Annotated in this window: 13 protein-coding genes; 10 read left to right on the top strand and 3 right to left on the bottom strand. The window is 69.7% G+C overall.

All coding sequences use genetic code 11. From position 1 onward, the window contains the following. The first annotated feature begins 69 nt into the window (after window positions 1-69). The 5 genes from wag31 to PSS76_RS16070 all read left to right on the top strand — a co-directional run bounded on the left by wag31 (window position 70) and on the right by PSS76_RS16070 (window position 6,683). The gene (wag31, locus tag PSS76_RS16090) at window positions 70-927 is read left to right on the top strand and encodes a DivIVA-like cell division protein Wag31 (RefSeq protein WP_005512552.1); all 858 of its coding nucleotides are present in this window, start codon (window positions 70-72) and stop codon (window positions 925-927) included. 43 nt (window positions 928-970) lie between these two features. Next, window positions 971-1,225 (top strand): hypothetical protein, encoded by a 255-nt coding sequence (locus PSS76_RS16085; protein WP_013416355.1) that lies wholly within the window; start codon window positions 971-973, stop codon window positions 1,223-1,225. A gap of 248 nt (window positions 1,226-1,473) precedes the next feature. Further along, window positions 1,474-4,641, top strand: a complete 3,168-nt coding sequence (gene ileS, locus PSS76_RS16080) for an isoleucine--tRNA ligase (protein ID WP_337456347.1) — start codon at window positions 1,474-1,476, stop codon at window positions 4,639-4,641. Window positions 4,642-4,704: 63 nt separating this feature from the next. After that, window positions 4,705-6,054, top strand: coding sequence for a DNA polymerase IV (locus PSS76_RS16075; protein ID WP_005512556.1), 1,350 nt, complete (start codon window positions 4,705-4,707; stop codon window positions 6,052-6,054). A 140-nt stretch (window positions 6,055-6,194) separates the two neighbouring features. Next, window positions 6,195-6,683 (top strand): WKL family lipoprotein, encoded by a 489-nt coding sequence (locus tag PSS76_RS16070; protein WP_022596520.1) that lies wholly within the window; start codon window positions 6,195-6,197, stop codon window positions 6,681-6,683. Window positions 6,684-6,765: 82 nt separating this feature from the next. On the opposite strand, the gene PSS76_RS16065 is transcribed toward PSS76_RS16070, so the two are convergent. Beyond that, the gene (locus PSS76_RS16065) at window positions 6,766-7,524 is read right to left on the bottom strand and encodes a sensor domain-containing protein (RefSeq protein WP_081205742.1); all 759 of its coding nucleotides are present in this window, start codon (window positions 7,522-7,524) and stop codon (window positions 6,766-6,768) included. Continuing rightward, entirely contained in the window at window positions 7,512-8,462 is a 951-nt protein-coding gene (locus PSS76_RS16060) for a hypothetical protein (protein WP_081186649.1), read from the bottom strand. Before PSS76_RS16060 ends, PSS76_RS16065 begins: the two co-directional genes overlap by 13 nt. A 62-nt stretch (window positions 8,463-8,524) precedes the next feature. Here PSS76_RS16060 and lspA point away from each other — a divergent pair, with 62 nt between their 5' ends. The 4 genes from lspA to PSS76_RS16040 are packed head-to-tail and all read left to right on the top strand — an operon-like array spanning window position 8,525 to window position 11,420. Continuing rightward, entirely contained in the window at window positions 8,525-9,157 is a 633-nt protein-coding gene (lspA, locus tag PSS76_RS16055) for a signal peptidase II (RefSeq protein ID WP_005512562.1), read from the top strand. Then, window positions 9,154-10,080: an RluA family pseudouridine synthase gene (locus tag PSS76_RS16050; protein WP_013416350.1), complete on the top strand. Its 927-nt coding sequence runs from the start codon at window positions 9,154-9,156 to the stop codon at window positions 10,078-10,080. Before lspA ends, PSS76_RS16050 begins: the two co-directional genes overlap by 4 nt. A 1-nt stretch (window position 10,081) precedes the next feature. Next, the gene (locus PSS76_RS16045; RefSeq protein ID WP_005512564.1) at window positions 10,082-10,756 is read left to right on the top strand and encodes a hypothetical protein; all 675 of its coding nucleotides are present in this window, start codon (window positions 10,082-10,084) and stop codon (window positions 10,754-10,756) included. Between the two features lie 58 nt (window positions 10,757-10,814). Beyond that, the gene (locus PSS76_RS16040; RefSeq protein WP_233281770.1) at window positions 10,815-11,420 is read left to right on the top strand and encodes a chorismate mutase; all 606 of its coding nucleotides are present in this window, start codon (window positions 10,815-10,817) and stop codon (window positions 11,418-11,420) included. A 7-nt stretch (window positions 11,421-11,427) separates the two neighbouring features. Here PSS76_RS16040 and PSS76_RS16035 read toward each other — a convergent pair whose 3' ends face one another. Next, on the bottom strand, window positions 11,428-12,453 hold the full coding sequence (locus tag PSS76_RS16035; protein WP_022596512.1) for an alpha/beta hydrolase: 1,026 nt from the start codon (window positions 12,451-12,453) through the stop codon (window positions 11,428-11,430). A 73-nt stretch (window positions 12,454-12,526) separates the two neighbouring features. On the opposite strand from PSS76_RS16035, the gene rarD reads away from it, so the two are divergent. Further along, on the top strand, window positions 12,527-13,459 hold the full coding sequence (gene rarD, locus PSS76_RS16030) for an EamA family transporter RarD (RefSeq protein ID WP_005512567.1): 933 nt from the start codon (window positions 12,527-12,529) through the stop codon (window positions 13,457-13,459). The last annotated feature ends 8 nt before the right edge of the window (window positions 13,460-13,467 follow it).

Genomic DNA, 13,467 nt, shown 5'->3' with positions numbered 1-13,467 from the left:
CGAGTACGCGCAACGCGCTAGAACCGAATGCGTGCTAGACCGCCAAAAGATGCGTGAAGGGATCCTTCCATGCCGCTGACTCCAGCTGATGTGCACAACGTTGCGTTCAGTAAGCCTCCGATCGGGAAGCGTGGCTACAACGAGGACGAGGTAGACGCCTTCCTCGACCTCGTCGAGCAGGAGCTGTCGCGCCTCATCGAGGAGAACGCAGACCTCCGTCAGCGTGTCGGCGAGCTCGACCAGGAGCTGGCCGAGGCGAAGAAGGCCCCGCGTCCCGCGGCGGCAGCCGCGCCCGCTCCGGCGCCGGAGCCCGAGCCGGTTCGCGTCGTCGAGCCCCCCAAGCCCGCGCCTGCACCGGCCCCCGCGGCCGCGCCGCGTGAGGACGCCAACATGCAGGCCGCGAAGGTGCTGGGTCTGGCCCAGGAGATGGCCGACCGCCTCACCGGCGACGCCAAGACCGAGGCCGAGCAGCTGCTCAGCGATGCCCGCACCAACTCCGAGCGACTGGTGACCGACGCGCGCACCAAGTCGGAGACGATGGTTGCGGACGCGAAGCAGAAGTCCGAGACGATGGTCGCGGATGCGAAGCAGAAGTCCGAGTCGCTGCTGTCCGATGCCCAGACCCGCTCGGAGACCCAGCTGCGTCAGGCCAAGGAGAAGGCCGACGCGCTGCAGGCGGACGCCGAGAAGAAGCACACCGAGATCATGGCGACGATCAACCAGCAGCGTTCGGTCCTCGAAGGCCGCATCGAGCAGCTCAAAACGTTCGAGCGCGAGTACCGGGTGCGTCTCAAGTCGTACCTGGAGTCTCAGCTCGAGGAGCTCGAGCAGCGCGGCTCGGCGGTTCCGGTCGACGGCGGCCAGGACACCTTCGGTCCGGGCTCTCAGGCCGGCTTCACCCAGTCGTACGCCAAAGGAAACAACTGACCCCGAGTCGACGCCCGGCCGGCTCCCGAGCAGGGGGTGAATCGTGCTGGTCATGACGTTGGTCCTTGCCGCGGCGGGATTCGCGTTGCTGGTGATCGCTCTGATGACGGGTTCCGTCATCTGGGCGTGGGGTTGCATCCTGGTCTGTGTCGCAGGCGCCGTCCTCCTGCTCGTCAGTGCGTTGGCGAGCAGGAAGGCGGTGCCCGGCGAGACGGGGGCGCAGAATCCCCCCGGCGAGACCGGGACCGCGGATCTGCCCGACCACGGCGATTCCGGAAGCGATTCGACGCAGGGTTAGACTGAACGCACATTCGGCGTCGATCCGGCCATCACCGGGGAGCCTTCGGAAGAACGGTCGGTACTCGGTGGGGGCGCAAGCGCCACCGGGTTCCGGCTCACTAGAACCGAACGGGTGGGCCCGTCACAGCCCGAGGTCGAGAGGTTCGCCGCGTCCGCGCGGCGGGCAAGCGGGGTGGTACCGCGGTCACGGCGCACAGGGCGCCGTCGTCGTCCCCGTGCCGGTAGTAGGGCACGAGGAGCCAAACGGTGACCAGTAACGAATCCACCTCTCCCCGGACGAACGACGGGTACCCGCGCGTCGACATCGTCGGCGGACGCGCCACCGGATCCGTCTCCTTCCCGGACCTCGAGCAGAAGGTGCTCGCGGCCTGGGCGGCGGACGACACCTTCCGCGCCAGCATCGAGAATCGCGACGGTGCCGAGGATTTCGTCTTCTACGACGGCCCGCCGTTCGCCAACGGCCTGCCGCACTACGGGCACCTGCTCACCGGTTACGTCAAGGACGTCGTCCCGCGTTTCCAGACCATGCGTGGCAAGAAGGTCGACCGCCGTTTCGGCTGGGACTGCCACGGCCTGCCCGCCGAGCTCGAGGCGGAGAAGCAGCTCGGTATCAAGGACAAGTCGCAGATCGACGCGATGGGCCTCGCCGAGTTCAACGCCTACTGCAAGCAGTCCGTCCTGCGCTACACCGACGAGTGGCGTGACTACGTCACCCGTCAGGCCCGCTGGGTCGACTTCGACAACGACTACAAGACCCTCGATCTGGACTTCATGGAGTCCGTCATGTGGGCCTTCAAGGAGTTGTACGACAAGGGCCTGATCTACCAGGGCTTCCGCGTCCTGCCGTACAGCTGGTACGAGCAGACGCCGCTGTCGAACCAGGAGACCCGGCTCGACGACGCCTACAAGATGCGTCAGGACCCCGCGGTCACCGTCGACATGCTGCTCACCGCGCCCGGCTCGCCGCTCGACGGCGCGAACGCACTGATCTGGACCACCACGCCGTGGACGCTGCCGTCCAACCTCGCGATCGCGGTCCATCCGGATGTCGACTACGTGCAGGTGCGGGCGGCAGGGTCTGAAGGCGCGGGCAAGCGTTACGTGCTGGCCGCCGCGCGGGTGGGGCACTACGCGCGCGAACTCGGTGAGGCGCCCGAGGTGCTCGGCGAGTACAAGGGCCGCGACCTGGTGGGGCTGAAGTACGTTCCCCCGTTCGACTTCTTCCACGGCCCCGGCAAGGGACACGAGGAAGCGCACCGCGTGCTGTCCGCCGACTACGTCACCACCGACTCCGGTACCGGCGTGGTGCACCTCGCGCCGGCATTCGGTGAAGAGGACATGGAGTGCGCGACGGCCAACGGCATCGAGATCGTGCAGCCGCTGGATCCGGGCGGCAAGTTCACCTCGATGGTTCCGCCGTACGAGGGCCTGCAGGTGTTCGACGCGAACCCGGTCATCATCAAGGACCTCAAGGCCGCCGGGAAGCTGCTGCGGCACGAGACGATCGAGCACTCGTACCCGCACAGTTGGCGTTCGGGCCAGCCGCTGATCTACATGGCGGTGCCGTCGTGGTTCGTGGCCGTCACCAAGTTCCGCGATCGCATGGTCGAACTCAACCAGGAGATCACCTGGGTGCCGGAGCACATCCGCGACGGCCAGTTCGGCAAGTGGCTCGAGGGCGCCCGCGACTGGAACATCAGCCGTAACCGTTACTGGGGCAGCCCGATCCCGGTGTGGGTGTCGGACGATCCGTCGTACCCGCGAGTCGACGTCTACGGTTCGCTCGACCAACTGGAGGCGGACTTCGGTGTCCGCCCGACCGACCTGCACCGGCCGATGATCGACGAGCTGGTCCGCCCCAACCCGGACGACCCGACCGGCAAGTCGATGATGCGTCGCGTGCCCGAGGTGCTGGACTGCTGGTTCGAGTCGGGCTCGATGCCGTACGCGCAGGTGCACTACCCGTTCGAGAACCGGGACTGGTTCGACTCGCACTACCCGGGCGACTTCATCGTCGAGTACAACGGCCAGACCCGCGGCTGGTTCTACACGCTGCACGTGTTGGCGACCGCGCTGTTCGACCGCCCGGCTTTCAAATGCGTTGCGGCGCACGGCATCGTCCTCGGCGACGACGGTCTCAAGATGAGCAAGTCCAAGGGCAACTACCCGGACGTCAAGGAGGTCTTCGACCGCGACGGCTCGGACGCCATGCGGTGGTTCCTGATGTCGTCGCCGATCCTGCGCGGCGGCAACCTGATCGTCACCGAACAGGGCATCCGTGAGGGTGTCCGCCAGGCGTTGCTGCCGCTGTGGAATGCGTGGAGCTTCCTGCAGCTGTACGCGTCCAAGCCCGGCCAGTGGCGCACCGATTCGCCGAACGTGCTCGACAAGTACATCCTCGCCAAGCTGGTGGCCACGCGGAACGCGATCACCGAGGCGCTCGACGTGACCGACATCGCTGGAGCGTGCGACGAGCTGCGCACGTTCTGCGACGCGCTCACCAACTGGTACGTGCGCCGCTCGCGCAGCCGGTTCTGGGACGAGGACCGCGACGCGATCGACACGCTGCACACCGTGCTCGAGGTGGTCACCCGGCTCGCGGCGCCGCTGCTGCCCATGGCGTCCGAGGTGATCTGGCGCGGGCTGACCGGTGGGCGGTCGGTGCACCTGACCGACTGGCCGACCGAGACCGAGCTGCCGGCCGACGCCGAGCTGGTCGCCGCGATGGACGACGTCCGTAGCGTCTGCTCGACGGTGCTCGGACTGCGCAAGGCACAGAACCTGCGCGTGCGCCTGCCGCTGCCCGAGGTGACGGTCGCGGCGCCGGACGCCGAGAAGATGCGGCCGTACCTGGGTCTGATCGCCGACGAGGTCAACGTCAAGAAGGTCGACCTCACCGACGACGTGGACGTGCACGGCCGCTTCGAGCTCGTCGTCAACGCGCGCGCCGCGGGTCCGCGTCTGGGCAAGGACGTGCAGACCGTCATCAAGGCGGTCAAGGCCGGCGACTGGACCGAGACCGACGGCGTCGTCAGCGCCGCGGGCATCGACCTGCTGCCGTCCGAGTACACCCAGCGTCTGGTCGCGGCCGAGCCCGAGTCGACGGCGGCACTGCCGGACGGCGCCGGCCTGGTCGTGCTGGACTCGCGGGTGACCGAGGAGCTCGAGGCCGAGGGCTGGGCCAAGGACCGCATCCGCGAGTTGCAGGACGCCCGCCGCAGCGCGGGACTCGACGTCTCCGACCGCATCTCGGTCACGCTGGAGGTCCCGGTGGACCGGCTGGAGTGGGCCGCTCGGCACCGCGAGCTGATCGCGGGGGAGATCCTCGCGACGTCGCTCGAGCTCGGTGCCGTCAGCGGAGACGCGGTCGTCGATCTCGGCGAGGGTGTGCGCGCCGTGATCGTCAAGGCCTGACCGGACGAGGCGCCCCGGGCGGACGACGAAATTCCTGTCGTCCGCCCGGCGTAGTTTTCAGACATGGTTTCCGCCGACCCCACCCGCAGCCGCCGGTGGGTCCTGCACCTCGACATGGACGCGTTCTTCGCGTCCGTCGAGCAACTGACCCGTCCCACGTTGCGCGGCCGTCCGGTCCTCGTGGGCGGGCTGGGCGGTCGGGGAGTGGTGGCCGGTGCCAGCTACGAGGCTCGGGTGTTCGGGGCGCATTCGGCGATGCCGATGCACCAGGCGCGACGGTTGGTCGGCCCCGCCGCTGTCGTGCTGCCGCCGCGCGGTTCCCTGTACGGGCACGTCAGCCGTCAGGTGTTCGATGCGCTGCGCGTGAGGATGCCGGTGCTGGAACAGCTTTCGATGGACGAGGCGTTCGGTGAGCCGGCCGAGTTGGCGGGCGTGGGCAAGGCGGAGGTGGAACGCTACTGCGAGGAGTTGCGGGCCCTCGTGCTGGCCGAGACCGGACTGGTCGCGTCCATCGGCGCCGGGGCCGGTAAGCAGGTGGCCAAGATCGCGTCGGGGCTCGCCAAGCCCAACGGCGTCACCGTCGTGTCCCCGGATGTCCAGCAGCAGTTGATGAGTGCGCTGCCGGTGCGCAAGCTGTGGGGAGTGGGGCCCGTGGCGGAGGAGAAACTCAAGCGGCTCGGCATCGACACGATCGGCGCTCTCGCCGCGCTTCCCGACGCCGAAGTGGTGTCGGTGCTCGGCGGAACGATCGGGCCGAGCCTGCACCGGCTCGCCCGGGGGATCGACGACAGGCCGGTCGCCGAACGCGCCGACGCCAAGCAGGTCAGTGCCGAGACCACGTACGCCGAGGACATCGTCACGCTGGCCGGGCTGCGCCGTGCGGTGGACGCGAGCGCCGCGGCCGCGCACCGTCGCCTGGACCGGGACGGGCGCGCTGCCCGCACCGTCGTCCTCAAGCTCCGTAAGTCGGACATGAGCATCGTCACGAGATCGCTCACGCTGCCGTACGCGACGACCGATCTGCAGATCCTCACCGCGACAGCGCAACGGCAGGTGATCGATCCGCTCGAGCTCGGTCCGATCCGCCTCGTCGGAGTGGGGTTCGGGGGCCTGTCGGCGGTGAGCCAGGGTTCGCTGTTCCCGGAGCTCGATCAGGCAGTGCCCGCCGAGGACGACGTAGCCGAGGCCGAGGGGGACGCCATCGCCGAGGACGGCTCCGACACGACGGTCCGCTGGCGGCCCGGCATGGACGTCTCGCACCCGGAGTACGGGCACGGCTGGGTGCAGGGCGCGGGCCACGGTGTGGTGACGGTCCGGTTCGAGACGCGCAGCACGGGGCGGGGGCCGTCACGTACATTCGATGACACCGATTGTGATCTGGTCGTCGCGGACGTGATCGACAGCCTGGCGTGAGGTCGTCCTCACCGCCGGTATTGTTGCTGTGAACGTACGTGACAGCTGGGGTGGGCGGTTATCGTCGTCCGCATCCCGGCCAAACCCGAATCGTGTTCGACCCGAGAATGTGTTCGACCGAGAATGTAAAGGACAAGCACTTGAAGCTCCGGAAGATGACCATCGCTGGTGTGGCGATCGCCGCTGCTCTGACCATGACGGCCTGCTCGGACGACAGCGGAAGCACCGAGCGCACCACGGCGCAGCAGACCACGACGACCGCGGCGGCCACGCCGACGCTCGCACCGCCGACGGCCGCCGAGCTCAACGCCGCTCTGGCCACCGCATTCGACGAGAGCGTGCCGGTCGAGCAGAAGGCGCAGCTCGTCCAGGGCGCCGAGGCCGATCCGGAGCTGATCAACCAGGTCGCCAAGGCCGCCAAGGATGCCGGCGCCACGATCAACGTCGTCGACGTGACCCCCACCGGTGACGACACCGTCACCGCCGGTGTGGAGCTCGTCATCAACGGCCAGAACAACCCGGCCACGGTCGACTTCGTCGCCGAGGACGGCGTCTGGAAGATGTCGAAGTCGTACGCCTGCCAGCTCGTCACCATGGCTCAGCTCTCCTCGCCGGCCTGCCCCGCGTAAGCGCTCACGGTCCCTGCGCCGATGCCGTCGTCACCCCGTGTGACGACGGCATCGGCGTGTTCGGTCCCGGTCGGTTCCGGGCTCAGCGCGTCGGCGCCGCCGCGTGGATCCGCTCGGCGGAACTGCGGGCGATGCCCGCGAGAACCCCGGCGTCGATCGGTTCGGGTCCCGTCGCGACCACCTGTACGACGGTCGAGTCCACGACCGTGAGCACCGCGTCGGACACCAGGGAGAATCCGTCGCTCGTGGTGATCAGCCGGATTCCCGTGGACGCGTCACCGACAGCGGGAGTCGCGAGCGGTTCGACGCGGTAGTCGACCCCGACGCCCTCGCCGTCGGTGCCGGAGTAGGTGGTGCACTGCCGCGCTGTGGCCTGGATCGTCGAGAAAGCTTCGGCCGCACCGCTTCCCGGGTAGCTCGCGGCATCGATGTCGATACTCGTGAAGTCGGGCCCGGAGAAGTTCGACTCGGCGTCGGCGACCGCACCGCGAGCCTGGCGGGCGACCGTGTCGAGCACGTTCGCGCACCGGGTGGGGTTGGTCGTCGGCGGCGCAGTGCCGGCGCCGGTCGTCTCGTCCGGGCTCTCGGCGGCGGGTAGTGCGACGAAGCCCACCGGTAGGTCGGGGGCGGCGAGAAGCGCGGCCCGCAGCGCGGCCGGGTCGGTGATCGGACCCGCGCCGGGCGCAGCGGGCGCGGTCACGGCCGGACCGAGATCCGACGGCGCCGACGGCGAGGCGTCGGTCGACGATCCGGGTTCCGGGTCGGACGATCCGCATGCCACCAGCCCGCCGGCCAGCGCGATGGCAGCGGCCGTGACGACCACGCGCGTCAGCCGTTCCATTCGACCCGCTCGCTCGTGGTCTGGCGCAGGTGCATCGTGTCGGTCGGATCGCTGAAGGACTGGCTGCCCTCGGCGGTGATCGATCCGGCGACCGGCAGCGGCACGCTCAGGTCGACCACCACGTTGCCGGACCCACGGAGGGCGAAGGAGTCGACGTCCAGCGCCCCGGCCCCGTTGGGCAGCTGGAAGAGCGCCGTGGTGGGCGTCTGCTCCACCTGCACGTCGATGGTGAGACGGTCGCCGTCCCGTGCGGCCAGCTTGGCGGTCGTCACCTGGTCGACGGCGATCGCGCCCATCACCTGCTGGCGGATCCTCCATTCGGCGCCCACGCCGATCGCTTGTTCGGGGAACGCGACCGTGCGATACACCGCCTGGTAGAACGCCTGCTCGATCATGGCCCGCGCCTTGTTCTGGGCATCGGGGTCGGGGCGCAGGCGCAGTGCGGTGACGGCGCCGGACAGGTTCATCGTGAACCCCGCGTGCGAGCCGGTCGCCGGGGCGAGTACCTCGTCGACGTCCGGGTCGGGTGTGCTCAGTTCGCCGAGCGTGAGGTCCACGGTCGTCGCCGGTGTGCTGTCGGATGCGCCCTGCGTGACGAGTGCGGTCAGCGGCATGGTCAGGGCGGGCGTCGAGACGTCCTGGACGGCCTGCTCGTCGATCTGCTGCATCACCGTCGCGGTCGTGACCAGCTGTGCTTCCTGGCGCGTGCCCTGCGCGGGCCGGAACCGGACCACCGATCGCGGTTCGGCGCCGGCGTCGACGATCTCGGTCGTCGCGGCTGTCACCGGCACGGTGACCTCGTCGGAGGCGGCCCCGACCGCGTCGGGGCTCACGGGCGCAGCCTCGCCGCCGTTGCCGCACGCGGCGAGGAGAGTGAGGGAGAGGGTGGCCGCGACGACCGCGGTTCCCGAACGGAAGACTTTCGACGCAACTGGCACGCCAACAGGTTAGTCGGCGCGGGTGGCATGACCGGTCTGTCTCCCGCGTAAGGGATGATGGCGTGGTGAGTGACGACCGCACCGACAGCGACGACGCCGCCGTGAAAGGTGAACCGATTCCCGATCCACCCGTCCCCGACCCCGGTGACGCCTCCGTGCCGCCCGCCGATTCCGGCTCCGGCACCGTGGCGGCACGCCCTCGGCGCATGCGGATGCTCGTGGTCATCGCGGTCGTCGTGCTCGCGCTGGATCTGCTGACGAAGGTGTTGGCGGTCGCGTTGATCGACCCGAGGGATCCGGTCCGCATCATCGGCGACACGGTCACCCTGACCCTCATCCGCAATCCCGGTGCCGCGTTCTCGATGGCGACGGGAATGACCTGGCTGTTGACGCTCGTCGCGGTCGGTGTCGTGATCGGTGTCATCCGAATCGGGCGGACCCTGCGCTCGCCGTGGTGGGCCCTGGGCCTCGGTCTCGTTCTCGGCGGTGCGCTGGGCAACCTGATCGACCGGATATTCCGTTCGCCGGGTCCGCTCCAGGGTCACGTCGTGGACTTCGTCTCGGTCGGCTGGTGGCCGGTCTTCAACGTCGCGGACTCGTCGATCGTCTGCGGCGCCGTCCTGTTGGTTGCGCTCACGTTGTTCGGCATCGAACCCAGTGGCGACAAGGTCTCGCGGAAGGGAGATGCGGAATGAGGGAGACACGATCGATGCCGGTGCCCGACGGGCTCGACGGCATGCGGGTCGACGCCGGCCTCGCGCGGCTCCTCGGGCTTTCGCGGACCGCCGTGGCCACCCTCACCGAGGAGGGCGCGGTGCTGGTCGACGGCGCCGCCGCCGGCAAGTCGGATCGGCTCTCGGCCGGCACCTGGCTCGAGGTGGAGTTGCCCGAGCCGCCTCGCCCGCTCACCATCGAGGCCGAGCCGGTGGAGGGCATGGAGATCCTCTACGCCGACGACGACATCGTCGCGGTCGACAAGCCTGTGGGTGTCGCGGCGCACGCGAGCGTCGGCTGGACCGGGCCGACGGTGATCGGTGGCCTCGCGGCCGCCGGGTTCCGCATCTCGACGTCGGGTGCGCACGAGCGCCAGGGCATCGTGCACCGCCTCGACGTCGGCACGTCCGGCGTGATGGTCGTGGCGACGTCCGAGCGCGCCTACACCGTCCTCAAGCGCGCCTTCAAGCAGCGCACCATCGACAAGCGGTACCACGCACTGGTGCAGGGACACCCGGATCCGAGCAGCGGCACGATCGACGCGCCCATCGGTCGCCACCGCAGCAACGACTGGAAGTTCGCGGTGACGGCGGACGGCAAGCCCAGCGTCACGCACTACGACACGGTCGAGGCGTTCCAGGCGGCCAGTCTGCTCGACATCCACCTCGAGACGGGCCGCACGCACCAGATCCGTGTCCACTTCTCGGCGCTGCGCCACCCGTGCTGCGGTGACCTCACGTACGGTGCCGACCCGCGCCTGGCGGAGCGGCTGGGCCTGGAGCGGCAGTGGCTACATGCCCGCTCGCTGGGATTCGCGCATCCGGCCGACGGGCACTGGGTCGAGATCACGAGCGACTACCCGAAGGACCTGCAGCACGCGCTCGGAGTCCTGCGGGGCGCGTGAGATGAGTTCGCGCACGTGGCCGGCCGTCGCCGCGACGGTCGCGCTGGCGGCTGTCGTGGTGGGCCTGGGGGTGGCGAATCCGCCGCAGCCGGGGCGTGTCGGGACCGATGCACTCGGTCCCGAATCGGGTGAACTGGTCGCGGAGTACCTGGCGCGGGCCGCCGCCTCGCTCACCGACGCCTCTGCCGCGGACTCCGCCGACGCCGGGCCACGGTGGGCGCTGGTGTCGTTCGACGCCCCGGTGACAACCTCGCAGTTGCTGACCGACACGCCGGACGTGCGGGTGTCCCAGGTGCTCTTCCGGGTCCCTGTCGATCGAGTCCAGACACCGATCGTCGCGGTACCGGTCCCCGCCAACGATGTCGCGGTGCACCGCGCGCCGTCGGTCGCGGCGGCACGTCTACAGGCCGGAGCCGTCGGGAACGATCGCGGTGCCCAGATCGCGGCCTACTCGGCGAGCCGATTGTCCGCGGACTGTGCGTGCGTCGTGGGCGCGACGGTGCGGGGCTCGCTGGACCGGTTGCGCGCGCTCGCGGCGGTCCCGGGGGTGCGGGCGGTGGAGGCCCTGCCCGCCGACGCGATCGCGGGGGCGTTCTCGGTCAACCCACTGCTGCCGACGCAGTCCACCTCTGTCGTTCCGGGGCCGGACGACGGCCCGGTGCCCGCCCTCGGCTGACGCGCCCGCCCTCGGTCGAATCCGACCACCCGCGTGGGGGCGGCGGCACAATGTCGCAATGCCGAGGAAATCCATGTCGATACGAGCGTTGACGGTGGTGCTCGCCGTAGGTGCCGCAATGTCGTCGGTGGGGACGGCGACGGCTGCGGCCGAGTCGTCGTCGGCGGCGCCGAGCTCGGACCTGGTCCCGTTGATCTCCGCGCTCTCCGAACGCCTGGCGATCGCCGATGCGGTCGCGGCGGCCAAGTGGGGGACCGGCAAGCCGATCGACGACCCGGCACGCGAGGCCGATGTGCTCCGTGCGGTCGCCGAGCAGGCGCGGGGCCAGGGCCTCGACCCGGCCCGGGTCACGCAGATCTTCCGCGATCAGATCGAGGCGAGTAAGGACGTGCAGCGCGGCCTGTTCGCGTACTGGGACGTCGTGCCACAGGCGGTGCCCGAGCCGCGGCCCGACCTCGCAGCGGTGCGGCCTGTGCTGGATCGCCTGAACGCCGAGATCGTGACGCGGACCGGTGAGGAGAAGGACGTACTGGCCGATCCGCGGTGCCTGTCGGACCTCGTCGCCGGTGCGGCCGAAGTCGTCGGCGCGGAGCGACCGGACGTGCTGCATCTGGCCGGTCTGGTGCGGGCGCTGCGGTCGGTGTGCGGCGCGGTCTCCGGCTGACGGCTCGTCAGTCCACCGGGGCGTCGCCGGTGTGCTTTCGCAGGAACTCGATCGTCCGATCCAGTGCGTGCCGGCCGTCGGCGTTGTCGAGGTCGAACTGGTACTCGTGTGCCAGCGGCGGTTCGTGGTCGTCCGGGTAGAAGAGGGTCGTCACGTCGACGCCGAGATCGGTGAGCTTCACCGCGAGCGCCTTCGACTGCTTCTCGGTGAGCCCGTCCGCATTGCCGCCCGAGATGTAGGTAGGCGGAAAGTCCGCAGTGACGTGGCGCAGCGTCGACATCTCGGCGACGGCGCGCGAGTTCGCGACGTCTTTGGTGCCGGTGTAGGCCCAGATCGACTCGGAGGTGCCCCAGCCCAGGATGCCGGGGCCGCCGACCATGTCGGTCACCTCGTAGATGCCGCAGTTGAGGACGACGCCGCGCAGTTGCTCGGGTCGCAGCGCCGACTCGATCCCGATCGCGCGGGCGTAGGCGGCGTCGGTGGCCATCGTCGCGAGCTGGCTCGTCAACTGGGCGCCGGCCGAGTCACCGGCCAGGACGATTCGGTCCGGATCGACGTGCAGGCGTTCGGCATTCGCGAGGATGTAGGCGTGGGCGTCGCGCAACTGCTCGACGGCCGTCGGGTACCGGTGGCGCGGTCCGAGGGAGTAGTCGAGCGAGACGACGGTGAAGCCCGCCGCGGCGATGAGCTCGTAGTAGGTCGCGCAGTTCGTCCGGTGCCCCGAGATCCAGGCGCCGCCGTGGGTCCAGATCACCGTGGGCAGGGCGTGCGTGGCGCCTCCCGATTCGGCGGGGAAGTACACGTCGAGGTGGGCGTCGTCGTCGCCCGCCCGGTACCGCTGCGCGGTGATCGACGCGACTCCTCCGGGAGCGTGCTTGCGCAGGGCTTCCGTCGTCCTGCGCGCGTCCCGGCCGAACACGGTGCGCACGACCAGCGCCCCGGGCCACGGGCCGGCGGCGAACGCGACGACGCTGCCGGCGAGCAGGCCGGCCGCGCCCAGGATCCGTCGGAGCGTCCGGTCACCGATCGTCAAGGTGCAGTCCTCCTGGCTCGGGGGATTCGGCGTGTGACGAGTCACAGTAGCCGGAGGGCTATCGTCGGCATACGTGACACCGCAGGGTAGAACCGAGGATTCCACCGGACTGGCGGCCGGGTTCGGCGCGTACCTGATCTGGGGAATGTTCCCGATCTTCTTCGGTCTCCTCGACCCCGCCGGTTCCCTCGAGGTGCTGGCGCACCGGATGGTGTGGACAGTCCTGCTGATGCTCGCCGTCCTGCTCGTCCTCGGCAAGCTGGGATCGCTGCGCGGCCTGTCCGCGAGGACGTGGGGGCTCGTGACGGCGGCCACCGTCGCGATCGCCGTCAACTGGGGCGTCTACATCTACGCGGTCGTCTCCGGCAATGTCGTCGAGGCCGCTCTCGGCTATTTCGTCAACCCGCTCGTCAGCGTGCTGATCGGGGTGCTCGTCTTCCGCGAGAAGATCCGTGCCGCCCAGATCGCGGCACTGGTCCTGGCAGCGATCGCCGTGGTGATCATCACCGTCGACTACGGCCGGCCACCGGTCGTCGCACTGACTCTGGCGCTGTCGTTCGCGCTGTACGGGGTCGTCAAGAAGGTGGTCCCGCTGGATCCGCGCACGAGTCTGACGGCCGAGGGTCTGGTCGCGGCGCCGTTCGCGATCGTCTACCTCGTCGTTCTCCTGGTCTCCGGCACCGGGTCGTTCCTCGGTAACGGCGTGGGCCACAGCCTGCTGCTCGTCGCGGCCGGACCGGTCACGGCGGCGCCTCTGTTGCTGTTCGGCCTCGCCGCGCAGCGCATTCCCCTCACGACGCTGGGCCTGTTGCAGTACCTGACCCCAGCCCTGCAGATGGTCTGGGGAGTGGTCGTGATGCACGAGGTGATGCCACCGTCGAGGTGGGTCGGATTCGCCCTGATCTGGGTCGCCCTGGTGGTATTCACCACGGACGCACTGGCTCGTGCACGGCGGACGCGCAGGGCCGGGTCACGGCTGCCCGAGACCGTCGGTGACAGGGCATAGACTCTGGG

This window comes from Prescottella sp. D32, assembly GCF_037287305.1.
GTDB lineage: Bacteria > Actinomycetota > Actinomycetes > Mycobacteriales > Mycobacteriaceae > Prescottella > Prescottella equi.
The sequence above is the reverse complement of the archived record's forward strand: the minus strand, read 5'-3'. Positions and strand labels throughout refer to the sequence as shown.

Excerpts from the sequence above, each read along its gene's own strand:
- wag31 (WP_005512552.1), top strand. The coding sequence starts at position 70 with ATGCCGCTGACTCCAGCTGATGTGCACAACGTTGCGTTCAGTAAGCCT.
- PSS76_RS16075 (WP_005512556.1), top strand. The coding sequence starts at position 4,705 with ATGGTTTCCGCCGACCCCACCCGCAGCCGCCGGTGGGTCCTGCACCTC.
- PSS76_RS16065 (WP_081205742.1), bottom strand. The coding sequence starts at position 7,524 with ATGGAACGGCTGACGCGCGTGGTCGTCACGGCCGCTGCCATCGCGCTG.
- PSS76_RS16050 (WP_013416350.1), top strand. The coding sequence starts at position 9,154 with ATGAGGGAGACACGATCGATGCCGGTGCCCGACGGGCTCGACGGCATG.
- PSS76_RS16045 (WP_005512564.1), top strand. The coding sequence starts at position 10,082 with ATGAGTTCGCGCACGTGGCCGGCCGTCGCCGCGACGGTCGCGCTGGCG.
- PSS76_RS16040 (WP_233281770.1), top strand. The coding sequence starts at position 10,815 with ATGCCGAGGAAATCCATGTCGATACGAGCGTTGACGGTGGTGCTCGCC.